Below are 25,295 nucleotides of genomic sequence, written 5' to 3' on the forward strand. Positions count from 1 at the left end.
ATCAACTTAAATTTTCCTATTTTACAATGACAATAACTCACACAACTCATGTCGAATCAGATTATTTTTATTGGGGGTATTCACGGTTCAGGAAAAGGGACAATTTGTTCAAGGATTTGTAGTGAAATTTCAATAGAGCATTACTCCGCTAGTGACATCTTAAAATGGGATGAAGAATCTCAAGACCTACAAAATAAAAAGGTAAAAGACATCCCAAATACTCAAATAAAACTACTTAGGGGGTTAGCTGGGTTAGTTACTAATGGCAAAGTTTTATTAGATGGTCATTTTTGTCTTCTTAATTCCGCTAGTGAAATCGAGACCATTCCATATACAATATTTTCAAAGATAAACCCTACAGCAATTGGGGTTGTGTTGGATGACCCAAGCCATATCGTCAATCGGCTAAAAAAAAGAGACAGCCAAAACTACCCTATAGACCTCCTGTCCAGAATGCAAGAGGTAGAGTATGAACGGGCTAAAGAGGTGTCAAAGCTACTAAAAGTTCCTTTTTGTGAAATTCGACATGAGATTACTGGAATAGTAAACACAATAAAAAAATTATAAGTGAGAGTACTTCTTGATACTAATATCATTATTCATAGGGAAACTCATAGGGTGATTCGCCAAGAAATAGGATTACTGTTTAGGTGGCTAAATGACCTTAAAGTGGACAAGTACGTTCATCCTGTAACCATAAATGAGATTCAAGCTTATAAGAACAAGGATGTCGTTAACTCTTTCACCATAAAACTCGACAGTTATAATTTAATAAAATACCCACTACCCTTTTCAGAAACTATACATGCTCTTAGTAAGTCGTTTGATCAAAACCAAAATGATATCAATGATACAATGCTATTAAATGAAGTGCATGAAGGAACTGTCGATCTACTAATAACAGAAGACAAAAAGCTATACCTCAAAGCATCGGAAATAGGATTAAAGGAAAAGGTTTTCACCATTCAATCATACCTGGAGAAAGTAAGCCATGAAAACCCTACCCAAAAAGGCTATGATATTTTAGCGGTAAAGAAGGTTGATTTTGGTGAGGTGAATTTAGCGGATTCCTTCTTCGATACATTTAGGAGTGACTATAAAGAACCACCATTCAACAAGTGGTTCAGAAAGAAATATAATGATTCCTGTTATGTCTGTTATAGCAATGAAAATGACCTATCTGCATTCTTGTATATCAAGGTAGAAAACGAAAATGAGTCCTATAATGATATAAACCCTACTTTTTCAAAAAAGAAAAGACTAAAGATTGGAACATTAAAGGTGATAAGCAATGGTTATAAAATTGGCGAAAGGTTCTTGAAAATAGTCTTTGACAATGCAATTCAATATAAAGTAGATGAGATATACGTTACACTTTTCAATAAACGACCAGAGCAAGCTGACTTAATTGATATGCTTGAAGAATGGGGCTTTGTTAAATTTGGTATTAAATCTACGATCAATGGAGAAGAGCTTGTATTGACTAGAACATTTGGCAAAAGTCTGTCAGTAAATATCAAAGATCCAAAGAAGACTTTCCCCTTCTTCTCAAGAGAAACTCGCAAGTATATAGTAAAAATAGAACCACAATATCATACCGAACTTTTCCCAGATAGTATAAACACTAGGGAAGACAAATCGAATTATCTCGATAATCAACCTCACCGAAATAGAATTGGTAAAGTATATATATCTCATTCAAAAGATAGATTCCTAAAACCCGGTGATATTATCATTATTTACAGGATGGGAGAGAGTACTCCAAAAAGGTATTCTAGTACTGTAACCTCAATCTGTATAGTAGAAGAAGTATTTAATAGTTTCAAATCATTTGATGATTTCTATTCCGTTTGCGTAAGAAGGACTTTAATTGAACGAGCTGAGTTGGAAACGAAATGGTGGAACAGATTCCCAACCTACAAGCCATTCGTTATCAAATTTTTATATGCTCACTCCTTTCCAACACCTAAACCAACGTTAAATGATTTAATTAAATTAGGCGTTATTAAAGATATAAAAAACATGCCGAAAGGTTTTATTGAGATAAATAATGATCAATTTAATCGGCTTGTTAATTTTGCCTACAAAATCACCCGAACATGAAAGTCATTTTATCTATTAAACCTGAGTTTGCCAATAAGATTTTCGATGGGACTAAGAAATTCGAGTTTAGGAGAAGGGTTCATAAAAATGATCAAGTAACTTCAGTAATAGTTTATGCCTCTGCTCCAATAAGTAAAGTCATTGGCGAATTTGAGATTGGTGATGTACTCCATGAAGAACTGAGTTCCCTATGGAATATTACGAATGAGTTTTCTGGGATATCAGAAACCTATTATAGGGAGTATTTCAAGGGCAAAAATAAAGGATATGCCATTTCAGTTCGAAAAGCAGAGCTCTACAAAAACCCCTTGTGTATCCAAGAAGCTTTCGGAATTCACCCTCCCCAATCTTTTGCCTATGCAAAAGTAAGTTGATTAGCAAATTATAATCACCACCTCCACAAATAACTCGCTTTAAAGAAGAAGCCCTGATTGGTTTCTAGGTAGCTATCGGAAGGTACATAGGCCGAGCCATCCCAGCGGATTTTCTCTAGCACCGTACCATAACCAATGTGCAGCACCGTTCCTGGTATATAGGTAAATGAGGCTAAAAAGTTAGGTGCCCAAACTTTCGATAAGCTGTTGTATTGGCCAATAGCCCTAAAGAACAAATACTTGTTCATTTGGTATACCACTTTGCCGCGTACAATATGTATATCGTAGTATTTTTCGTCTGTTTCTTCGCTATACAGCGATGCAAAAGTGTGATTGAATTCAGCATTAAACTTATCCGAAAGCTGTAGCGTAAGGTTGCTATTTATGCGCTTGCCATAGCCTTGCTCCTCCAATTCGTAGAAAATACCATTGTCCCAATCGTAACTAGTTCTAAAGTAAATACGCTTAGTAATCTGCGATCGTGCCGAAAGGCTGATGCTTCCATCTCTAAACTTTTGGCCATTGTAAATCTCCGAGGAGCGATCGGCCGAAACCGAAAGGCGCGTGTTTCTCGGCAAGGTGGCTCCTATGGAATAATAAAGGATGCTCTCGTTTAAGCCACTCGGTTTGTCTTTGGTAATGGAAGCGTATACTGTTTGATCAATTCGTTTTACAACACCCTCCTTAGGATAGAATTTTGGGGTAAGGCCAATGGCTGCCCGAGAAATTCCCGTGCGGGTAATGTAGCCTACATCAGAACGAAAGTCCTCTCCAATATCTATGAGCGTGATGTCGCCATCAAAGTTTCGTGTACTTCTTTCCACTTTCACAGATGCCGTTCCGCTATTCACTACATCAGCTCCTGCACCTGCCTTTGTCATGGAGTTGAGGTAATGCCCGCTTACAATATTTGCTTGCTTAAAACGGTACTGGCCATCTACACCATACACCGTGTTGTGCCCGCCATTGCGAGACCGGTTGGTAGCCACCATACCCAAGTAACTGTCTTGCTGGAAAGAGCGCATGTAACGGAACACTCCCACATCGGCCGTTTCGTCCGCAGCGTAATCGGGCAGGTTTCTATCGGCACGGTCAATCGCATAAATGGTTGAAATAATATTCTTATCGCCAATCTTTCCGGCCAATTTGGTCGCAAACTTTGGCGAAACAATCGAACGCGTATTCACCACTTTGTTTACTGGTGCAAAGCCACCCGTTACCGCAAAATTAAAGTTTTCATTCCCCTCCAAAAAGAAGGGCCTCCTTTCAGGGTAATTGACAGGAAAACGCTGATTTACCTCCACCTGCTGCACATCCGATTCTACCTGACTGAAGTCTGGGTTGATGGTAGCGTCCCAAACCAACTCTGATGTAATGCCCACTTTGGTGGTCAAACTAGGCTCAAAATCATCGGAGCGCACGGTCTCGCCCTCCACTTGCTCTTTGTTTACGGCATAGGTTATGGCAGGTAGAATTTCCACTAGTTTCGACTTTTTTACGCCTTCGTATTTTATGGGCATCATTTGGGTTAGAAAGGCAAAACCTTGGGCCGGATCTAGTGCTGGATATGTGCCCTGCATAGAGAAGCGGCTGATTTTTCGTTCGAAGATCACGCCCATTTCAACGTTGCCATCTTTGGCCGAATAGCGAATACTTTTAAAAGGAATTCTTGCTTCAACGATATAACCATCGTCTACAATTTTAGCGGCACTGTACCAAATCAAATCCTGCCCCACATCTTCTTTGCCAGCGGCAAAGCGGGTGTCCATTTGTATACCGCTTGGGTTTACATATAGCCCATAAAGCGACTGCGCACTATTAAAAGAATCGAGGTTGATACATATCCAGTCGTCCGCCCCAATTTTATCTCGTGCCGCAATGGAAGTTTTGATCTTATCCGGTTCGTCAAAGCACTTAAACGCGAAGTACAGATTGTCTTCATCGTGGGCTATATAGGCAATGGTTTTGAAGGGCATATCTACCCCAAAGTCTGGCACAAAGGACTTATAGCCCGTAAGCTGCGGACTGCGCTGCCAGACCTCATCGTCTAGCACTCCATCAATATTTGGTGCAACATCGGCCCTAGCCGACTGAACTTGTGCATGTAAAAAATTAGCAATAAAAAGTAAACTGCCTAGCAGCAGCATTCGAGTTTTGACCATGACCTCTCCCCATAAGTGTAAGAGCAATATTAATAGGTCAGAAGGAATTTATGTAACCACTTATATAGTTTATCAAAGGATAGTGTTGAAAGTCTAGTTTATAACTCAACATCACAATCACTCCCCGTCAAACCAGGTTTTAAAGGCGCCAACTTTCTCTCGGCTAACAATGATTTCTCGGTCGAATTCTTTGTTCAGGATGATTTTTAGGCGGCTGTTCGAATACACCAGCACATCTTTGATGGCATTTATTTCAACGATAAATGTACGGTTCACGCGGAAGAATTTCTTTGGGTCGAGCAACTCTTCCAGCGTCTCCAACTTATAGTCGATAATGAGTCTACGGCTCTCGTTGGTCACTATGTAGCCATTGCGACCTTCGGCATAAAACAGGTCTATCTGATCTGTGGTGATGGACTTTATGTGCTCACCAATTTTGACCATAAAACGCGTTTTATACTCGCGCTTACTCAGCATTTGTAAGGCACTTTGCAAATCAATTACCGAGTCGGTTGTGGTTTGTCCCGGCTCTTGCAAGCGTGTTTTCAGATTTTTAAATTTATCAATCGATTCAGAGAGCGCATCGAAAGTGATTGGTTTAAGCAGATAATCAATGCCATTGGCTTTGAAAGCTTCAATAGCGTACTCGTTGTAAGCTGTGGTGAAAATTACCGGAATATCGATGTTTACCTCTTTGAAAATATCAAAACTCAAACCATCCGTAAGCTGAATATCCATAAAGAGCAGGTCGGCATCACCATCTTCTTGCACCCAAGTAACGGCCTGCTTAACGCTCATGGCACGCCCCACCACTTCTATGCTGTCATCGTAGCGCTTTACCAAGCGTTCAATCTTTTCTGCTGCCGGAATTTCGTCTTCTATGATAAATACTCTCATACGTTTTCGTTCACATCGAGCAATGGTAATTTCACAAATGCATCGCCATAGGCCTTAATTTCAATCACCGGTTTGTCGGTAAAATAGGCATAGGCTTCATGCAAATTCCCCCTGCGCTTCTTAAGGTACTTACTATTGCTCAGTTTGTCATTTTGTTTGTGTTGAATGACCACATAGCCTTCATCACCGTCACAATCTATGGTAATTTCCAAAGGCTGAAATTTAGAGATAATGCTGCCATTGATCATGCAATCGAGCACCATAGGAATGGCCGTTGGAATTACTTTCTTATGCTGATTTTTCTGGCCATTCTTCACCGTTAGTTTTATCTGATCCGGAAATTTTTCCTGAAATAGGTAAATCAAATTTTTAGATGCCCGAATTTCTTGATCCAGTCCTACCAATTCAATCTTTCGATTATCGAGAATATAGCGATACACCTGCGCCAAATGGTCTACAAAGTCTTCGGCAGCATCTAAGTTATGGTGCACTAAGGTGATGAGCGTTTCGAGACTTTGGAAAAGCAGGTCAGGGTTTATTTCGTTGTTAAAAATCTCGAGTTGATGCTCTAAATTTTGCCTTTTTAGGTCTTCTTTCTTCAGCTCCGTTTCATTCTTAATGGTGAGAAAATACACGCTTAGAAAGAACAGGGTGTAGAAAATAGCACTGATGCTATACACCGCGGTAAGCGTATAAGTGGTGCGCTGAAATGTTGAGAAGTAGGTGAAGCCAACCACAAACTTGTGGTATGAGTAAGTGGCCACAAAAACGATAATTGCCCCCAACAAAACATTCACAAACATCATTGCTGCAATGTTCGAGGCCTTGCGTAGCTCGCTGCCATATCGCTTTTCAAAAAAGTGAATGGACAAACGGATAGGCTCTGAAATTAAATAAGCCAAAGCCACGCAAATCAGTAACTCATTGGTAAAAACCGAATCGGCCAAACCTGCCAAACTATTGTTGATCAGCAGAATGAGAATGTACATCATGATACCGTAAAAGGGCGGCACAACTATGCGGAACAATGGTTGGTCGAGGATGCTTCGGTTCATGAGAGTAACGGCAGTTTTACTTCGAAATAATCCTCGTTGCGAATGCTGATCTCTTCTTTACTAAAGAAGGCATATCGCTTTCTAATATTGTCTAAACCCACCCGATGGCTAGCCGTTTTTGAAGGAGCGCCTGTTTTGTTGTTCAACACCACCAAGTGCGTTTCCGTATTGCGAATGTTGATCTTCAGCGGCTGATCTGAGCTGATGATATTGTGCTTAACCGCGTTTTCCACCAAAAGCTGTAGCGTAAGTGGGGGAATAGGGTCTTCCAATCGTGCTTCATCCACTTCAATGTTCAGCCCAATCGCATCGTTGTAGCGAATCATTAATAGATAGCGGTAGTCTTTCAGGGCCTCAATCTCTTCTTTTAGCGGTACCGACTTTACATCTTTTGTATGCAGCACATAATTAAAAGTATCGGCCAAGTTGCGAATGAAAGACTCGGCCACATCGGCATCGCGATACACCAAAGACGAGATGGTATTCATGCTATTGAACAAGTAGTGCGGGCTAAGCTGGCTCTTTAGCGCCTCGAATTGCAGCTCCAGTTGTTTACGTTCAGCACGCAGCTTTCTAATTTGACCCACGGAGTATTCGTTGTAGCTGTAGCCATTAAATTCTACCAGCGTAATCACAAAAAATGTAATGAAACTGAGCACCATTAATTTGATCTCGATTTGGCGAATAAAGAGGTCTTCTGGAAACATTTCGTACTCGATAATGCCGGTAATATTGGCCAGCCAACCGAATAGAATAAGTACAAAGCCTAAGAAGAGGAAGTCGCTGCCCAACCCAGCCATAAATCGCACAAACACATTTTTGCGCCACGGCAGCTTTCTATTAAGCAGGGTGTTAATACCCGTAATGCCAAACCCTGCCACAATAGAAGTAACCAATGCAAAGAGCATTAGATTGAGGTCTTCGCCCCAATTGGGCACGCGGTCGTACTCCGAGTAGAACAGGTAGTAAAAGAAGCACATTCCTACCACCAAATAGAAGAGTAGCCTTAGCAGCTTAGACATGATTTGGGTATTTGAGGGAAGTTAAAGAATTAAGGACAAATGTTGGCAGCGTCAGCCTGAACTTGTTTCAGGGCTAATGTGAATGGAGCATTTAGCCAAAAAAAGAAAACGTCATTCCCAGTCATGTTTGAGAATGACGTTTCCATCCTAATTTTCTAGTCGATACACCTAGCTACACGGCCGTAGTAAGTGTCGCTGCGAATACCACGGGCAACAGTTCTGAAAGTAGACTTCACATCGTCCGATGCGTCTTGCACCAAGTTGCAAGCATTTTTCAGAACCTCCGATTTATAGTAATCGCTATCAATGCTTTCGGCTGCATCCAAAATGCTCATTAGGTGCTTTTCAGTAAGCTTAGCGCCCAATACATCTTTAATAATCACCACTTTGTAATGGTCCGAATCAATGTCTTCTACCTTGCGCAATACTTGGTCATACTGTGCATCATTCAGGCTATTGTTACGCAGTACTTTCATTAAAATTTGGCTGGCATAATGATCCGAATCAATATCATCCACCGTGTTTAAAAGCGAAGTAAAGTGTTCTGAAGAAATTGACTGGCGCTCGAATAAATCCGAGATAATTACATTGCGGTAGTGATCCGAATCCATGTATTCCAATCTATTTAAAATGGCTTCAATCACTTTGTCCGAAACGTCTCTATCGCGCAACATCGACTGGAATGTTTGAGTCACGTAATGATCTGAATCGATGCGTGAGATTGCATCCATCAAGTTATTGAAAGCCTCATCCGATAGATTTGGTCTGTCCAAGGCATCGGAAATAATAAGGGTGGCGTAGTGATCTGAATCAATTTCGGTAGATGCCTTGATTACCGCGTCAACCAATTTGTCGCTTAAGTCTCTTCTGTCCAAAACTTCTTTCAGTACATTGGTTTTATAATGGTCCGAATCCATTACATCAGCTGCCTCAATTACCTTTATCAAGGCATCATCGTTCAAATCTTCACGCAGCGCTCTGGTAAGAATTTGCGTAACATAATGGTCAGAATCCATTCTGCGTAGCGCGCCCAAAAAGGCATTAGTTGTGGCATCATTCTTTAAAAACTTGTCGCTGTAGTCCTTAAATACCTCCGAAATGTAGTGGTCGGAATCAAGTTCGCTCGGCACATATTGTGCTAACTTCACCAACTCCTGATCGTTCAGCTCGTACTCATCGAGCATTATTTTTAAGTAAACATGCTTAATATGGTCGTTGCGAATATTATCTACCTCACCGAGCACACCATTTAATCTGCCTTTTTTGAAAAAGCGCTCTACGCGGCTTTCTGCACCAATTCCTGTGGTTCTGATTACGTCCAACAGTACATCGGCCAAGAACTCTTGCGCCTCTTGGTTCCACTCTTGCACCCTGCGACCAACACGGTACTCGTAAGACACACCGCTAGAAGATGGTTCGGCAAGAATTTCTCTTCGCTCGCCAAAAGAAGTTTTTCTAATTAAAAGATAACCTCCGCGAGAAATCGACTCGATGCTTTTATCGTCATCAGCAATTTTAATTTCGCCATCGTACTCAATGCTTAGGCGCTGCGAACCCGACCTGTGCGAGTATTTATGAACACCATTATTAATGCTTACCGAGGTAGAAGTGCTTTGTGCTTGTACTTGATTTACCGAACACACAATGGCAAAAACTGCCACAATTATTCCAGCGATTAAACTGTTACGTTTCATACTTAGATTTTTCATTTTTTAACCCTTTTGTTGTTTTGCACCGGTTTTGGGTGGGCGACCAACCCACCAACCAAGTGCTGATATTTTTGACCTTTGGTGAATACCGAAGCAATTGCTCAGTATTGACAATACAATGATGAGAAGATTGGGTGCAACAAAAAATCGATTGGAATTGAACCGTACAGTTTCTGAACTGAACCGTAAGATTTTGTAGTGAATGGAGAGTAGCTATGAGTAGAAAGTTATGAGCTGCGAACGCTAAAGGCTCATAGCTCATAGCCTAATAACTTATTTAAACCCCAACTTAGCCACGGCTCCTCTTGGCCCGCTAGCCCAAACAGCTTCGCCATCGCGAGAGACATCTACCGCATAGTATTGACCTTCCATTGGCGTATAGGCTTTGTCGCCTTCTTTGTAGTAATCGCAGCTTTCGCGACCTACGGCAAACACGTAATTTTTCCAATTGGCCACGCCAGAACGATAACCATTCGGCTTCATGCCAGCCATTACTGGGAACCAGTTGCGGCCGCCATCGGTAGTATATGCCGCGTTGATTTTAGTGAGTGAATCGCCACGATAGTCACCTCCTACAATCAAGCCTTCCTTTTCATTCTTAAAATCGATGGAAAAGATGCCTTCCGTTGGCTGACCCGACTGTAGCGGTGTTACAGTTTTGGCCCAGGTTTCTCCTTTATCGAAGCTATAGAAAATGCTGGCTTCATTTCCTCCCAAACCAATATATGCCTGACTTTCGCCCACCGTTCGCATTACAGTACCACTTGCCGCAAAACCGCCTTGCCCATCGAGCGCTTGTGGTCTTTGTTCAAAAGGTAACTCTTCCCAAGTCTCGCCACCATCTTTGGTTTTCAGTACCAACAATCGACCATTAATGGCATCTCCAAAGGCTATTCCTTCTTGCTCATTCCAAAAATCCATGGCATCGTAAAAAGTGCCTTCAGCCATGCTAAAATACTTTTGCTCCCAAGACTGGCCACCATCTGTAGTTTTGTAAATAACAGCCGGCAGGCCTGCGCTCAGCACAATGGCCGTATTGGCATCAAAAGCTTCGATGTCGCGGTATTGCAGGGTGTCGGTGTCTGGCACAGAGACATCCTCCCAAGTTTGGCCACCATCTACAGTCCGGATGACCGTGCCTTCGCTACCGCTCGCCCAAGCCACTTGGTCGCTAACGGCCGAAAGCCCACGAAATCCAGCAGTGGTATTAGCGTTTTGTGCTTGCCAATAAGGCTTTTTGGCTTCAGCTGTTTCGGTTCTCTTCTCCTCTTTAGAGTTACACGAAACGATTAAAATAAGGAGTGATAAGGCTAAAAAGTTCTTCATTGATCCAGGGTGTGATTTAAGAAAAGTAGTTTTTGTTAAACGTTTTGTTCAAAATAATTTCCGGCTGGCGTATTCCGAAAATCAGGCAAGCCATTTAGCCAATTACTGAGATCCCCGTTTTCATAGGAATGACGTAACAAATAGCTTGGCAACAAACATTACTTGGCAGCTAAACTAGCCAAATCAGGTTTTTCGGGTGAAGTAAATACGCTTGCTGGCAACTCATCGAACACCATGATATCTTCCATAGAGCGTTCGCCACGGTTTCCTCCTAATAAAATCTCACCATGCTTGGTGTAGCCTGCCCAAGGCAAGGTAAAACCTGCATCTTTATCAGCTGCGCTGTAATACTCCCATTGGCTAACCAGACTAGTTTCTTTATCTACCCACACGTAATACATGTTTTGTGGTGTACGGCCCACGCCTTCAAAAGTAAGTTTCAGTTTATCGGCCGGTTTACCATCCATGGTGTTTTCTTCGCCCACATAGTTCAGGGTTACGCCAGAGTCTTTCAGCTTAAATGGCATTACCAACCAGTAAGAGTGGTTGATCCATATGCTTTTCGCGGTTTCCATGTATTGCCCAACCGAATCTGCATCCGTAATTTCCGTAGCGTTTAAGTAAGCCGTTCCGCTGCCATCGTTAATATTCGTCAACAGTGTAGTGCCATTGGGTCTATCGATACGCACATTGCCGGTCCATTTGTCCCAAACCAGCGCATCGCGACCGAAGAATTTCCAAGCTACATAGTGTGTGTTGTCCCATGCTTGGCGCCCGCCCATAGCCTCCATCACTTTGTCGGCAATGGCGATGGCTTTGGCATCTGATGCAGCCTCGTTGAAGCCCTCAGCTGCTGGGTTTCCGTAGTCTGATTCGGTAGTAGTTTCTTTGGTTTCGCCACAGGCCACAATGGCAAAAGCCAGTAGCAAGGCGAAAAGTGGAGTGAGCTTTTTCATAGCGATTGATTTGTCTGTCAAATTACAGTTTTAGTTCGCCAAGCACAACTGGCTTTTTATGAGAATTGTTGAATGGGTTTAGAAACCAAGGCTGAACAAACTCAATTAGGCAAACCGATTCGGGAATTGGGCATGCTGCTGGCAATCCATTCATTAACTCCAATTTTCTTCCAAAAATTGGCTTGCCGCAAACCAATCCCTCATTTATTGATTGTAATAAGTAGCAATCAATTTTTTAACCATGGACTTTAACATTAAAAGAGCTTTTGAAATAGTAAAAGGAAAGCTAGAAGGCTGGCTGGAAACGCTTACCGAAATGCTACCGAATTTTGTGGTGGCTATTCTCGTAGTGATCATTTTTTATTTTCTATCGAAAATAGTGCGCTACGGAGCCAAAAAGGTAATGTCTCGCTTTATAGAGCAAACAGCCATTATCGGCCTTTTATCCACCATCATATCAATCATTACCGTAGGTTCTGGTTTAGTTATCGCACTTAACTTATTACACCTTAGCAAAGCCGTTACTTCCATTTTAGCTGGGGCGGGAATTGCCGGTCTGGCCTTAGGTTTCGCTTTTCAGGACATATCGGCCAACTTCATTTCAGGAATTATTATGGCCTTTAAAAAGCCATTGAGTGTTGGCGATATTATTGAAACCAACGGGCATACGGGCTTTGTAAAAGAAATTCAACTAAGGGCCACAGTGCTAGAAACCTTTCAAGGGCTGCATGTGATCATTCCCAACCGACTGATTTTTGAGAATGCACTGACCAACTTCACCAAAACCCATCGCAGAAGGGTTGACCTGTATGTGGGCGTTTCTTATGCCGAGGATCTGGAGCAAGTAAAAGAGGTAACCGAAAAGGCCGTTTTACAGAATGAATACCTTACCCCTGAAAAAGATGTAAAGTTGGTGTATGAAGGTTTTGGCGATTCTTCCATCAATTACCGGGTAATGTTTTGGGTAAACTACTCGCCTAGCAAGCCCAATTATTTAGAAGCACAAAGCGATGCCATTATGGCCATAAATAAAGCCTACAAAGAAGCAGGTATTACCATTCCATTCCCTATCCGCACTTTGGATTTTGGCATTAAAGGAGGAGAGCAACTACGCCAGCACCTTGGCACCAATGAAGACCAGTAAATCCAAGTCTGGCACAGGCTTTGGATTTAAATAGGCAAACATTAAAACATTAATACCATGAAAAAATTAACCATATACTTAACAGCTTTATTATTAACAGTATTTGCCATCAGTTGCAGCCAATCTTCCAAAAGTAATTGGGAGAAAGAAAAGGCTGAATTAAGCGCTAGCATTGACAATACACTAGATGATATTGACAATAAATTGAGCGAAATCAATAATGACCTAAAAGACGCCTCAGAAGACGTAAAAGAGTCACTTACAGAGACTAAAGAGGATCTTTTAGACCAAAAATCGGCTTTAGAGGAGGCTAAAGATGATGTAGCAAACGCTACTGAAGAAACTTGGGAAGACACCAAGAACTGGGCTGAAAAGACCTATAATTCAGTAGAAGAGTTTTTTAGAGACTTGAACATATAATCCCCCGAACCAACATAAATCGAAAGCGGTATGAAATTCATACCGCTTTTTTTATGCACCAATGCCTCTTAAACCTTTTGCAAAATGATAATTGGTCTTTCATTATTAGAAAGATTAACACAGAAAATCAATGACTGTAAAACTCGAAAAATTTTTCCCCTCCACTATTTTTTGCCAAAAGCAAACAGTAGTATACCTGGTTATTAACCAAAAGAAGAGGTTGTCTCAAAAGCTAAACGTCATTCCCAACACCGATCGGGAATCTCATTAAATCAGGCTAATATCTAGAGGAGATTCCCAGTTAAGCCTGCCTGCCACAAGCAGGCTGAGAATGACGAAACTAGTTGGCTTTGACAACCTATTTAATGGTACATGTACCGTCATAATCACCCCGATGGACTTAACGCGCTTCCTTAAAAAACCTCAGCAGATTCCACCAAGGTTTCGAGGCGATGTATGACTGTACACTCTCAATATTATGCGGTCATTTCTTCCAGCTCTTTACCCTTGGTTTCATACACATATTTCGCCACAAAGAAGATGGAAATGATGGCTCCAATGGTGTATAAGCTATAAGCGAATGCAAGCCCGGCCGAGCCTAGCAATACAGGGAAGGTAAGTGTTACTAGGAAGTTTGCTCCCCATTGCGCCAAACCAGCTACTGCCAGTCCTACACCACGAATTTGGTTAGGGAACATTTCGCCCAACATTACCCACATTACTGGCCCCCAAGATGCATTAAAGAATACTACGTAAGCATTGGCGGCAATAAGTGCGAGCATACCCATAGCATCGCTTAGCTGCAACGATTCCTCTCCAGTTACAGGGTCCGCCACCAACGATCCGCTGGTAAAGGCAATTACCACCAAAGCCAGCGTAACACTCATACCTATAGAGCCTATAAGTAATAATGGCTTTCGCCCAATTTTATCAACAAGTAGCAAGGCAATAACTACCGCCACAATACTCAATGCCCCGGAAAGTACATTGATTAGAAGAGCATCGCTTTCGCCAAAGCCTACGGCCTGCCATAGCACAGCACCATAGTAGAACACAACGTTTATACCTACAAACTGCTGAAAAACGGCCAAGCCAATGCCCACCCAAACAATTGGTTTTACCTTGCCTTTTACTTTATCGTACAAATCTTTAAAAGAAGGTTTGTGACCATCCTTAGCTAGCGAAGCATCAATATCTGCCACTTTGCGCTTACCAACCACTGCACCATATAACTTGCTCAATACCTGCTCGGCTTTACTTTGCTTTTGCTTAGCCACTAAGTAGCGCGGACTTTCTGGTATAAAGAAAAGACTGATTAAGAATACAGCGGCCGGAACAAGCTCCATCCAGAACATCCATCTCCATGTTTCATAATCCCACCACAGTACGTTTTTCGATGAGCCCGAAAAGATCACTAATTCATAGTTGCTCAAGAATGAAAAGAAGAGCCCTAAAACAATTGCAATCTGCTGAATAGTGGCTAGTGCACCGCGGTATTTGGCCGGGGCAATTTCACTAATATAAGCCGGTGCCATTACCGAAGCAGCACCTACAGCTAGTCCACCAAGAATTCTATACACAATAAATTCGCCTGATGAGGTAGCTATGCCGGATCCAAAAGCGGAAACAATAAAGAAAAGCGCAGATACGATAAGCATTGATCTACGCCCATATAAATCGGAAAGTCTTCCAGCAAAAAATGCACCTGCGGCACATCCTAATAGCATGGAGGCAACATTAAAACCGCTGCCAATATCTTCGGCATTAAATGCCACTTGAAGGCCATCAACCGTTCCGTTGATCACACCACTGTCAAATCCAAATAGGAAGCCACCAAGCGTAGCCACCAGCGATATCCCTACGACATAGAGGTTATTTACTTTTTCTTCAGTCTTCAAAATAGTTAAGGTTTGGTCTAAAAAATCTACCCAGTTTAACACAAAAAAGGCAGATAGCTAAATATCCGCCTTTAAACTGAATAATTAAATGTGTTGGTTGATGATATTCTCAAAGAGTTCTTGCTTACCGCTTTTGGCAGCAATATTCTGATTAACCTCTGCATGCTTCATCAGGTCTTCCAAAGTAAGCTTTCCGTCTTCAAAATCTTTTCCGCTACCTGCATCGAAAGACGCATAGCGATCTGCTCTCATCTTCTTATATGGCGAGTTTTGAAGAATGCTATCGGCTGCCACCAAGGCACGCGCAAAAGTATCCATACCACCAATATGTGCATGAAAGATATCTTCCAAGTCAGTAGAATTTCTTCTAATCTTAGCATCGAAGTTTACACCTCCACCTTGAAAACCACCAGCTTCAAGAATTACCAACATGGCTTGCGTTAGTTCATAAACATCTACTGGGAACTGGTCTGTATCCCAACCATTTTGGTAGTCGCCACGATTGGCGTCAATACTACCCAAAAGGCCGTTGTCGGCAGCTACTTGTAGCTCGTGTTCAAAAGTATGTTGTGCTAATGTTGCATGGTTCACTTCAATGTTCAACTTAAAGTCGTTCATTAAGTCGTACTTCTGTAAAAAGCCCAATACGGTTGCCGAATCGAAATCGTATTGATGCTTAGATGGCTCGGCAGGTTTTGGTTCAATAAAGAATGTGCCCTTAAAGCCTTGAGCACGGGCATAGTCTTTCGCCATATGAAGAAAACGTGCCATATGTTCTTGTTCACGCTTCATGTCGGTATTTAGCAAGGACATATAGCCTTCGCGACCACCCCAGAAAACGTAGTTTTCACCACCTAGCTTAATGGTTGCATCCAAAGCATTTTTTACCTGGGCACCAGCATAGGCCACCACATCAAAGTCTGGATTAGTAGCAGCACCATTCATATAGCGCGGGTTGCTAAAACAGTTGGCTGTACCCCAAAGCAACTTTACACCCGATGCCTTCTGCTTCTCTAGGGCGTAATCGGTAATCATTTCCAATCGCTTGGTAGACTCCGCATAATTTGCGCCTTCGTCTATTAGGTCCACATCGTGAAAGCAGTAGTACGGAGCACCAATTTTAGTAATAAACTCAAATGCAGCATCCATTTTATCCTTAGCCTGTTGTTCCACATTCGGGTTTTCCATCCACGGGAATTGCTGGGTTGCAGCACCAAACGGATCGCCACCCATACCATTGAAAGTATGCCAGTAAGCAATGGCAAAGCGGAAGTGCTCCTTCATGGTTTTACCCGCCACTACTTTATTTTCATCGTAGTATTTAAAGGCCAAAGGGTTGTCAGAACCTTTTCCTTCAAAGCCAATTTTGCCTATTCCTTTAAAATATTCTTTATCACCTATAAGCGTCATGAGTGTATTTTTTAATCAGTTATATAATCGGTTAAGTCGTTTTTCCATAATTCGTATGCCTCTTGAAATGGTGCCTTGTCGGCCAAAGGCTCACTGATAAAGCTGATCTCATCGGTAGCGGTAGCTTCATCAAAAGTTTTAAAATCGCCAAAGGCATAAGCCGCTGCCCTTGCTGCTCCTACCGAGCCCGTGGTTTCTACAATTTTAATCGGGGCTCCTGTTAAAGTAGAAATGGTATCCGAAAAAAGCTCAGCCTGAAAAAGATTGTCGTTGCCAGCCCGTATCAATGAAAGATCAACACCATCCTTGGCAAGTATATCAATACCATAAACAAAGGCAAACGCAATTCCTTCCAATGCACCTCTTAACAAGTGTTCCAAGCCGTGGGTATTGAAATTGAGGTTAAGAATACGCGAACCACGGCTTTGGTTGTAGAGCATGCGTTCGGCACCATTGCCAAATGGCAGCACTCTAAGCCCTTTTGAGCCAACCGGCACTTTGCTTGCCATGGCATTCAACTCTCCATATGAAAAGCTTTTAGCCATTTGGTTTCGTATCCAACTGTACTGAATACCCGTACCATTTATACAAAGCATTTTGCCAATACGTGTTTGCTCCTTGGTGTGATTTACATGGGCAAAGCAGTTAATGCGTTCCCCTTCTTTAGTAGAAGCTTGGTCGGAAATAGCATAAACTACCCCCGATGTCCCCCCTGTAGCCGCAATTTCGCCCGGCTCTAGCACATTAAGCGCAATGGCATTATTTGGCTGGTCACCCGCGCGGTACATTACTGGAATTCCCTCTGGCAAACCAGTTGCTGCAGCGGCTTGTGCATTTACTTTGCCCTGGTTAGAAAATGTTGGCAAAACTTCCGGAATCAAACTGCTGTCAATACCAGCTTCCTCCAACAGCCAACTGGCCGGTTTATCTGCTTTAAAGTCCCACATTATGCCTTCTGAAAGGCCAGAAATAGTGGTAGTACATTCGCCTGTTAATTTCAGGGCGATGTAATCGCCTGGCAGCATAAACTTGTGCACCTTCTCATATATTTCGGGCTGATTCTCTTTTACCCACTTCAATTTTGAAAGCGTAAAGTTTCCAGGCGAATTGAGCATATGAGCTATGCTTTTTTCTTCGCCCACTTGCTTAAAAAGGTCATGGCCAATTTGCACTGCACGGCTATCGCACCAAATGATTGAAGGCCGCAGAACATCATACTGCTTGTCAACCAATACTAAACCATGCATTTGGTAAGAAATACCTATTCCCTTGACCTCACTCGCCCGAACAGCCGATTTTTCTAGCAATTTACCAGTTGCCATGCATACGTTTTCCCACCATAAATTCGGATCCTGTTCAGCCCATCCTGCCTCAGGAGAATCTATCTTCATTTCGCGATCGGGAAACTGTACCGTTTCTTTTACACGGCCATCATCGGCATTAATTAAGGCTGCTTTTATGGACGAACTTCCGATATCGTATCCTATCCAATACATAGGTTTGATGGGTTAAAAAGTTTAATTAAACGTAAAACAAACGTTTGTTTTCGATATTAATGAAAATAAATTAAAAGGTCTTAATTTATCTTTCAAACCGTTCAAACATTAGTGATGTAGGTTTTTAGCTAGACTTAGATTTTATCGATAAACAGTACCACTCATGCGCTCAACTCCAATTCGTTCATTTGGCACTTTACTCTTTGCTTTAGTACTGTGCTACGCTTGTTCAGATTCAAAACAAACAAAGAACCAGCCTTCAGCGCATCACTTAGAACCGCTGGTTACCGATTTGTACACTGCAGATCCCTCCGCCCATGTTTTTGAGGGAAATCTCTACATATACCCTTCTCACGACTTTGAATCGGGTATACCTGAGGACGACCTGGGCAGTCACTTCAACATGAAGGACTATCATGTTTATTCAATGGAATCGGTAGGCGAAGAGCTAAAAGACCATGGTGTTGCGCTGAGGGTGGACGATGTGCCTTGGGCAAAAAGGCAAATGTGGGCACCCGATGCTGCTAAAAAAGATAGTACATATTACCTGTACTTTCCTGCTAAAGACGAAAATGACATTTTCAGAATCGGGGTTGCTACCAGTAAATCACCATCGGGGCCATTTCACCCAGAAGCCAAGCCAATAGATGGAAGTTTTAGCATAGACCCAGCAGTGTTTAAAGATACCGATGGCAGTTATTATATGTACTTTGGGGGTATTTGGGGTGGCCAGCTACAGCGCTGGCAGTCGGGCGAATACATAGCTGAAGACACTTACCCTGCAGATAATGACCCGGCAATTAGCCCTAAAGTAGCTAAGTTGAGTAATGACATGAAGCAATTCGCTGAATTGCCAAAAGACATTGTGATTCTGGCAAAAGATGGAAAACCGATTACCGCAGGAGCAAATGACAAACGCTTTTTTGAAGCTGCTTGGGTGCATCATTACAAAGGCAAATACTACTTCTCCTATTCTACTGGTGACACGCACAACATTGCCTACGCCATTGGTGACAACCCCTATGGCCCCTTCACATACGCTGGCGTGATTTTAAAGCCAGTATTGGGCTGGACAAACCATCATTCTATTGTGGAGTACAATGGTAAATGGTATTTATTCTTCCACGACAGCTCGCTTTCTGAAGGAAAAACACACCTTAGAAGCATTAAAATGGCAGAACTGAAGTACAACCCAGATGGCACCATTCAAACAATAGATGCCATGGTAGAGCCCAAAAATGAATTATGAGACTGCCACTGAGGCTTTTCGCTTGCTAGCCCTAACCCGCACAATTACCAAGGCTATAATAATGCCTCCACCAGCCATTGCAGCTCCTACTAAATCGGCCGAGGTAAAACCATAACCCATAGCAATAGGCAAACCTGCCAAGTAAGCGCCAGAAGCATTACCCATATTAAAGGCGCTCTGGTTTAGCGAAGAACCCAACATTTCGGAACCCTTGGCTGAGTTGATCATGGTCATTTGAATTGGTGAAGCAATACAGAAGGCCAACCCACCAATTAAGAAGGTCATTACCATTACAGCAATTTGGTTATGGGCTACCAAGGTATTCACAACCAAAGCCACCACCATAAGGCTCAAAAAGATAATCACGGCATTAATAGGGGAGTATTTGTCGGCTACCTTGGCGCCTACAATATTACCAATTACCATTCCGCCACCAGCCAAAACCATGGCATAACCAACAGCATTTTCTGGATAACCAGCTACCTCTGTAATCAATGGTGCTATGTAGCTATACCAGGCAAAGAAGCCGCCCGTTCCAATAGTAGTCAATAGAATCACCAACCAAATTTCAGCACGTTTTAAAGCACCAAAGTCCTTTCGCATACCTTGCTTTGACGATTGAGGTAATTCGGGCATCCAATAGTAAATACCTACCATAGCCAAAATGCCAATCACACCCACAATCATAAATGCAATGTTCCAGTGGAAGTGGTGACCGAAATAAGTACCCAATGGCACACCAATTAAGTTGGCCAGCGTAAGCCCAGAAAACATTACCGCAATGGCCTGCGCAGCCTTGCCTTTATCAGCAAGCTTGCCGGCAACTACAGCGCCAATACCAAAAAAGGCACCATGTGGAAAGCCCGATAAAAAGCGTGCAATCAAAAGGGTAGTATAACTATTCGCAAAAGCCGAAATGGTATTGAAAATTGTAAACCAAAGCATGAGCACAAGCAGTACCTTGTGAGCTGGCCACTTGCCACCAATGCCCGTTAAGATTGGCGCGCCAACCACTACGCCCAGCGCATAGGCCGAAATAAAGTGCCCAGCCTTAGGAATGGAAATGTTAAGTGCTTCGGCCACATCTGGGAGAATACCCATAATGACAAACTCTGTCATACCAATGCCAAAGCCGCCAATGGCCAATGCTATAAGTGCTTTTTTCATATTATCACGGTTGTATTTACCCCATTTTGGGCAAATGAATGCATAAAAGCGCTTATCTCCATTTTAAGTTCCACTGCATTCGATTGAATATAGAAAGATTTTTTCAACCCAGTTTTCTCCACTAGTTGATCGACATCACACCAGAACCTGACCTAGGTCATATGAATTGGTCTTTGCGGTTTCTACCTTCATATCAATCGCACAGCACTTGTGTACAAACCATAAAAAAGGAGGTAGCCATGAAAAAGATTTTAGTCCCCATAGATTTTTCGAACTGTTCTAGAAACGCATTGAAAAACGCCATTAAAATTGCAGAAAAGCTGAATATGGAGCTTATGCTCTACCACTCTGTAGTGGTACCGGTGGCCTTTGCCGATGGCGCTCCAATAACTGCCGTGGACATGGGCTTTGAAGAAATGGAAGCACATGCCGAAAGCAGTATGCAAAAATTGGCAGCGGAGTTTCCCGACCTAAAAAGGGTTAAGTACAGCAATATGCTGCAATACGGCTCGCTTCAGGAGTCAATTAGTGAACTGGTAGAGAAGGAAGAGGTATCGTTAATTTTGATGGGCACACATGGAGCCAGCGGCTTTGAGGCTGCTCTGCTCGGCAGTAATGCCTACCACGTAATGAAGCATGTAGATTGCCCGGTGATCGCGCTTCCAGAAAATTCAGACATTACTAAAATGAAGCACATTGCCTTTGCAGGCGATTACCAAAGTGTACCCAACCATGATGTACTTCAGTTTGTAATGGACTTTGCGCGTGCTTTTTATGCACAGATTCATATCATTCATATAGATAAAGGCGATGTAGTGGTGAAAGACCAGATAGACATTGCCCGTAGTATGGAGCGATACCTCAAAAACACAGAGCATACTTTCCACTTTAGAAAGTTTGATGATGTGGAAGAAGGCCTCGTAGCCTTTGCCAAAGAACAAAACATTGAGCTTTTGGTAATGATTGCCAAACACCATGGTTTCTTTGATAGGCTGCGACATGGTAGCCACACCAAACAGATGCTAATGGATATACCAATGCCATTGATGGTATTGCATGAGTAGTTACCCCTAGCGTTTTGCCTGTTAAAAAAACCACAGGCAAAACGCTCTTTTAAATTCACTTTACCTCTTGCTCATAATGCCTTAGATTAGCGCCAATCATTTCCCACGCATTATGAAAAAGCTCTTCATCTCACTTTTACTATTTGTATTCTTTAGCGTCCAGTCTTTCGCGCAAGCAAATTTAAAGGCCATTGATGCCTATATAAACAAGGCACAAAAAGACTGGAATGTGCCGGGACTGGCCGTGGCCATTGTTAAGGACGGAAAAGTGGTTCATGCCAAAGGTTATGGCGTAAAGGAACTGGGTAAAGCCGACAAAGTAGATGAGCATACACTTTTTGCAATTGCCTCAAACTCTAAGGCCTTTGTGTCTTCGGCCATTGGAACACTAGTAGACCAAGGCAAACTGAATTGGAAAGACAAGGTGAAAAGCCACTTACCTTACTTTGAACTGTACGACCATTATGCGAGCGAAGAGGCCACTGTGGAAGATCTGCTGTGCCACCGATTGGGACTGGGTACCTACAGCGGAGATGCCATTTGGTATAAGTCTACTTTTAGTGCCGAAGAAGTAGTAAGACGAATAAAATATGTGCCACAGGCTTATGGTTTTAGAGATGGCTATGGTTACTCCAACCTTATGTTTATAACAGCAGGTGAAGTGATAAAATCTGTAACAGGAAAAACTTGGGCGGAATACGTTGACCAAACCTTTATTCAGCCTTTGGGAATGAGCCGAACCATTACCTCCACAAACGATTTGTTGGCCAAGGGCAATTACGCCACACCACACAAAGCCGTGCGTAACGAAAACATTGTAGTTGACTGGGTGAACTGGGACAATATGGGCGCTGCCGGTGGCATAATTTCTAGCGTAAGCGACATGGCCAAATGGATGAACTTTCAACTTGTCAATGGCAAAATTGGCAATGAGCAAGTGCTGGAATACAACACACAAGCCAACCTTTGGACACCACATAACAGCTACTTGGTAACTGAATCGCAGAAGCAAAATAGGCCTGGTGTAAACTTTAGAGGATACGGCCTAGGCTGGGCAGTAAGCGACTACCATGGCCGAAGGGTTATTGCCCATGGAGGCGGTTATGACGGCATGTACTCACGAGTACTTATGGTGCCAGAGGAAAACCTAGGCATAGTAGTACTAACCAACGGCATGCGCGGAATATCTGGCACTATTACAGATTTTGTGGTTGATAAATACTTGGGCTTAGAAGAGATCAATTATTCGGAAGAAGCCTTGAAAAACATGTCGTACCCGATGTACGACCGCATTGATGCCATAAAAGCCAAGCATGTTCCAAACACACAACCATCATTAAGTCTTGATGATTATGTTGGCACTTTTTACACGCCAATGTATGGCGACATTCACATTAAAAAAGGCTCAAATGGTTTACTGTTAGAGTTTGAAGATGCGCCACTTTTAATGGCTTCATTAACCCATTGGCATTACGATACTTTCGAAATTAAGTGGGATGTTGAACACGCCTGGTTCGACTTTGGTACGGTGCAGTTTGAGTTCGATCAGTCCAGAAATATCACTGGTATTAAAATAGATGTACCCAACAACGATATCTTCTTCCATGAACTGGAATTGAAAAAGGTAGAGAGTAAATAGCTCTGCTAGCAAACCAACTTATAGCCATAGCCGCGCACGTTCAGAATTTGAATCTGTTCGTCTTGCGCCAGTTTTTTGCGCAGCTTGGTAATAAATACATCCATACTGCGGGCATTGAAGAAGTCGTCATTCCCCCAAAGGGTATTGAGGATTAAACTGCGGTCGGTTAACTCATTTTTGTGTTCGTAAAGGGCCTGCAGCAGTTGCGCCTCTCGGTGGGTAAGCATTTGGTCGCTGCCCTTATAAGTGAGCGTTTGCTTGGCAAAATTGAAACTGTATTGACCAATCTCAACAGATTCCGAGCCATTATTCTGTCCTGATTTTCTATCTAAAAGCGCTTTGATTCGGACAATGAGCTCTTCCATGCTAAAAGGCTTTTTCACATAATCATTCGCACCATAGCCAAAGCCCTCCACCACATCTTCGGTGCGCGATTTGGCCGTGAGAAAAATGATCGGGATGTGCTCATCCATTTGGCGAATTTCCTTTACCAGCGTGAAGCCGTCTTTCTTGGGCATCATTACATCCAGCACCAGCAGCTCAGGCTTTTGGGCAGTATATTGGGTTTTGGCCTCCTCGCCATCGCCACAAAAAACCACATCGAAACCACGGGTTTCCAGGCTTTCCTTCACAATAGTGCCAAGCGCCAATTCGTCTTCTGCCAAAAGTATTTTATGCGTTGCCATTCGGAATGCTAATTGTAAATCGGGTTAAGTTTGGTGCGGTGGTCAAGTCAATCGTTCCGCCATGTTTTTCCACCAAAGTTTTGGTGTAGTACAGGCCAATGCCAAAGCCTTTTACGTTGTGTAAATTACCAGTTGGTATGCGATAGAATTTTTCGAAAATGCGGCTTTTCTGAGCCTTATCAATCTTTCCACCGTTATCTTCTACCTCCCAAATTGTGCTTTCTCCTGCTTCCTTTAAACGAACAGTGATTACATCGCCACCGTATTTCAGTGCATTATCTACCAGGTTGCTAATGGCATTTTCCATATGGAAAGCATCCACATTTAGCCATCGCTCTTTTAGTTTGGTTACTAAAGAAAGTGCTTTGTCTTCCTTTAAAACCTGATAGCGCTCTACTAAAGCCTGCGTAAACTGAACCGCCTCTGTTTCTTCCAGCGCAATTTCCAATTCATCAGAATCTAGCGTGGCAGTTTCTAAAAGCTTTTCTACCATGGTATTCAGTTTTTTCAACTGGCCAGAAGAAATGTCCAAATACTTGCTGGTTTTCTTAGGGTCATTCTCTTGGTTGAAAACAGCAATCCCTTCAATAGCAGTGGAAATGGTGGCTATGGGCGTTTTGAATTCGTGTGTGATGTTACTAATCAAATCGTTTTTGATTTCGGCCAAGGCTTTTTGTTCCGAAATGATACGGTATAAATACAGCAACGACCCAATTACAGAAAGCGTAATAAGCAGTGAAATGGCCAAATCGAACGCTCCTCTTTTCAAAATGGCCAGCGAAGCATTTTCATAGGTGATTTCCAACTTTTGGTTGCGCGGTAAAAAGGTCGACTTTGAGAAAGAGGCAAGACTGTACCGTGTATCGGCAGTGCTGCTTGCGGGTACCTTTTCATCTGGTAAAAAGTGATTAAGCGAGAAATCAATGTTTATACTTTTGCGCTGTAATTCTTCTTGTACATAAGGTTTTATGGAATCTAGCTCAACAGAATTGTTGGCTAATGAAAGCATTATCTTTTTAGCAAAGCTCTTAAAATTGTTGCTCGAATCGGCAATAAAGACATCGTTTCTAACCTCAATGTGTTTAACATCTTTCGGCATGATCATGCGCGGCTTTACCGAAGTGCTATCGCTATAATTAATTATAGAAAGCCCTTTTACTCCGCCCCTCGATATCCCCGATTTACTATGCCATTCGCCCGAATCTGCCGAGAATGTAGTTTGAATGCTAAAGCTTGAATCGAGCTTGGTTTTAAAGGTGCCGAAGCCACTTTTAAAAGAAAAGTCAAGCGTGTCCATCCCTTCTTCAGAAGCATAAATTACTATGTCATTTTTTGCCCTGTCGGCATAGTAACTTTCCACCCCACTGTCCAGCGCCAACTGCACATCGTTGATAAAACGCTGCTTGTTTACCTTATAATGCTCAATGTTATTATACACCTGTGCCGCCACGGTAATTACCACGGTGGCCGAAATAAGATAGATTATACGTTTGAATTTCAAGGCGTTCACAATTCAAA

Annotated in this window: 22 protein-coding genes; 8 read left to right on the forward strand and 14 right to left on the reverse strand. The window is 42.5% G+C overall.

Annotation, left to right across the window (positions count from 1 at the left end):
• Positions 1-48: 48 nt before the first annotated feature.
• The 3 genes from BMW98_RS01710 to BMW98_RS01720 are packed head-to-tail and all read left to right on the forward strand — an operon-like array spanning position 49 to position 2,477.
• The gene (locus BMW98_RS01710) at positions 49-567 is read left to right on the forward strand and encodes an ATP-binding protein (RefSeq protein ID WP_090256664.1); all 519 of its coding nucleotides are present in this window, start codon (positions 49-51) and stop codon (positions 565-567) included.
• A complete protein-coding gene (locus BMW98_RS01715) occupies positions 568-2,103 on the forward strand; it encodes a PIN domain-containing protein (RefSeq protein ID WP_090256665.1) in 1,536 nt (511 codons plus the stop codon).
• Positions 2,100-2,477, forward strand: coding sequence for an ASCH domain-containing protein (locus tag BMW98_RS01720; RefSeq protein ID WP_090256666.1), 378 nt, complete (start codon positions 2,100-2,102; stop codon positions 2,475-2,477). Before BMW98_RS01715 ends, BMW98_RS01720 begins: the two co-directional genes overlap by 4 nt.
• Before the next feature lie 14 nt (positions 2,478-2,491).
• Here BMW98_RS01720 and BMW98_RS01725 read toward each other — a convergent pair whose 3' ends face one another.
• The 8 genes from BMW98_RS01725 to BMW98_RS20625 all read right to left on the reverse strand — a co-directional run bounded on the left by BMW98_RS01725 (position 2,492) and on the right by BMW98_RS20625 (position 11,758).
• Positions 2,492-4,624, reverse strand: coding sequence for a carbohydrate binding family 9 domain-containing protein (locus BMW98_RS01725; protein ID WP_170836498.1), 2,133 nt, complete (start codon positions 4,622-4,624; stop codon positions 2,492-2,494).
• Between the two features lie 132 nt (positions 4,625-4,756).
• Positions 4,757-5,536: a LytR/AlgR family response regulator transcription factor gene (locus tag BMW98_RS01730; protein WP_090256668.1), complete on the reverse strand. Its 780-nt coding sequence runs from the start codon at positions 5,534-5,536 to the stop codon at positions 4,757-4,759.
• Entirely contained in the window at positions 5,533-6,591 is a 1,059-nt protein-coding gene (locus tag BMW98_RS01735) for a histidine kinase (protein ID WP_090256669.1), read from the reverse strand. Before BMW98_RS01735 ends, BMW98_RS01730 begins: the two co-directional genes overlap by 4 nt.
• The gene (locus tag BMW98_RS01740; RefSeq protein WP_090256670.1) at positions 6,588-7,613 is read right to left on the reverse strand and encodes a sensor histidine kinase; all 1,026 of its coding nucleotides are present in this window, start codon (positions 7,611-7,613) and stop codon (positions 6,588-6,590) included. The genes BMW98_RS01735 and BMW98_RS01740 overlap by 4 nt, the downstream gene beginning before the upstream one ends.
• 155 nt (positions 7,614-7,768) lie before the next feature.
• Positions 7,769-9,307 carry a hypothetical protein gene (locus BMW98_RS01745; protein ID WP_090256671.1) on the reverse strand — a complete coding sequence of 513 codons (1,539 nt, stop codon included), beginning with the start codon at positions 9,305-9,307 and terminating at the stop codon, positions 7,769-7,771.
• Positions 9,308-9,595: 288 nt separating this feature from the next.
• The gene (locus BMW98_RS01750) at positions 9,596-10,648 is read right to left on the reverse strand and encodes a WD40/YVTN/BNR-like repeat-containing protein (RefSeq protein WP_090256672.1); all 1,053 of its coding nucleotides are present in this window, start codon (positions 10,646-10,648) and stop codon (positions 9,596-9,598) included.
• Positions 10,649-10,806: 158 nt separating this feature from the next.
• Complete coding sequence (locus BMW98_RS01755) at positions 10,807-11,604, reverse strand: DUF6503 family protein (RefSeq protein ID WP_090256673.1); 798 nt, start codon at positions 11,602-11,604, stop codon at positions 10,807-10,809.
• 22 nt (positions 11,605-11,626) lie between these two features.
• Entirely contained in the window at positions 11,627-11,758 is a 132-nt protein-coding gene (locus BMW98_RS20625) for a hypothetical protein (RefSeq protein WP_262501580.1), read from the reverse strand.
• Positions 11,759-11,845: 87 nt separating this feature from the next.
• Between BMW98_RS20625 and BMW98_RS01760 the strand changes: the two genes are divergently transcribed.
• The gene (locus BMW98_RS01760; RefSeq protein WP_090256674.1) at positions 11,846-12,748 is read left to right on the forward strand and encodes a mechanosensitive ion channel family protein; all 903 of its coding nucleotides are present in this window, start codon (positions 11,846-11,848) and stop codon (positions 12,746-12,748) included.
• Between the two features lie 57 nt (positions 12,749-12,805).
• Positions 12,806-13,168, forward strand: a complete 363-nt coding sequence (locus BMW98_RS01765; protein WP_090256675.1) for a coiled-coil domain-containing protein — start codon at positions 12,806-12,808, stop codon at positions 13,166-13,168.
• Positions 13,169-13,644: 476 nt separating this feature from the next.
• On the opposite strand, the gene BMW98_RS01770 is transcribed toward BMW98_RS01765, so the two are convergent.
• From BMW98_RS01770 to BMW98_RS01780, 3 genes are all read right to left on the reverse strand, one after another.
• Complete coding sequence (locus tag BMW98_RS01770; protein WP_162844641.1) at positions 13,645-15,066, reverse strand: sugar porter family MFS transporter; 1,422 nt, start codon at positions 15,064-15,066, stop codon at positions 13,645-13,647.
• 84 nt (positions 15,067-15,150) lie between these two features.
• Positions 15,151-16,476, reverse strand: coding sequence for a xylose isomerase (gene xylA / locus BMW98_RS01775; protein ID WP_090256676.1), 1,326 nt, complete (start codon positions 16,474-16,476; stop codon positions 15,151-15,153).
• An 11-nt stretch (positions 16,477-16,487) separates the two neighbouring features.
• On the reverse strand, positions 16,488-17,972 hold the full coding sequence (locus BMW98_RS01780; RefSeq protein WP_090256677.1) for a xylulokinase: 1,485 nt from the start codon (positions 17,970-17,972) through the stop codon (positions 16,488-16,490).
• A gap of 163 nt (positions 17,973-18,135) precedes the next feature.
• Between BMW98_RS01780 and BMW98_RS01785 the strand changes: the two genes are divergently transcribed.
• Positions 18,136-19,221: a glycoside hydrolase family 43 protein gene (locus BMW98_RS01785; protein WP_090256678.1), complete on the forward strand. Its 1,086-nt coding sequence runs from the start codon at positions 18,136-18,138 to the stop codon at positions 19,219-19,221.
• Here the strand turns inward: BMW98_RS01785 and BMW98_RS01790 are convergent.
• Entirely contained in the window at positions 19,216-20,388 is a 1,173-nt protein-coding gene (locus BMW98_RS01790) for an MFS transporter (RefSeq protein ID WP_090256679.1), read from the reverse strand. The genes BMW98_RS01785 and BMW98_RS01790 overlap by 6 nt on opposite strands.
• Positions 20,389-20,627: 239 nt before the next feature.
• Here BMW98_RS01790 and BMW98_RS01795 point away from each other — a divergent pair, with 239 nt between their 5' ends.
• Both BMW98_RS01795 and BMW98_RS01800 read left to right on the forward strand, forming a co-directional pair.
• Positions 20,628-21,452 (forward strand): universal stress protein, encoded by an 825-nt coding sequence (locus BMW98_RS01795; protein WP_162844642.1) that lies wholly within the window; start codon positions 20,628-20,630, stop codon positions 21,450-21,452.
• A 112-nt stretch (positions 21,453-21,564) separates the two neighbouring features.
• Positions 21,565-23,091: a serine hydrolase gene (locus tag BMW98_RS01800; RefSeq protein ID WP_090256681.1), complete on the forward strand. Its 1,527-nt coding sequence runs from the start codon at positions 21,565-21,567 to the stop codon at positions 23,089-23,091.
• Between the two features lie 5 nt (positions 23,092-23,096).
• Here BMW98_RS01800 and BMW98_RS01805 read toward each other — a convergent pair whose 3' ends face one another.
• Together BMW98_RS01805 and BMW98_RS01810 are read right to left on the reverse strand one after the other, a co-directional pair.
• Complete coding sequence (locus tag BMW98_RS01805; protein WP_090256682.1) at positions 23,097-23,777, reverse strand: response regulator transcription factor; 681 nt, start codon at positions 23,775-23,777, stop codon at positions 23,097-23,099.
• Positions 23,764-25,278 carry a sensor histidine kinase gene (locus BMW98_RS01810; RefSeq protein WP_139177342.1) on the reverse strand — a complete coding sequence of 505 codons (1,515 nt, stop codon included), beginning with the start codon at positions 25,276-25,278 and terminating at the stop codon, positions 23,764-23,766. Before BMW98_RS01810 ends, BMW98_RS01805 begins: the two co-directional genes overlap by 14 nt.
• Positions 25,279-25,295 lie beyond the last annotated feature (17 nt).

The sequence above is a fragment of the Roseivirga pacifica genome, from assembly GCF_900111145.1.
GTDB classification, from domain to species: domain Bacteria; phylum Bacteroidota; class Bacteroidia; order Cytophagales; family Cyclobacteriaceae; genus Roseivirga; species Roseivirga pacifica.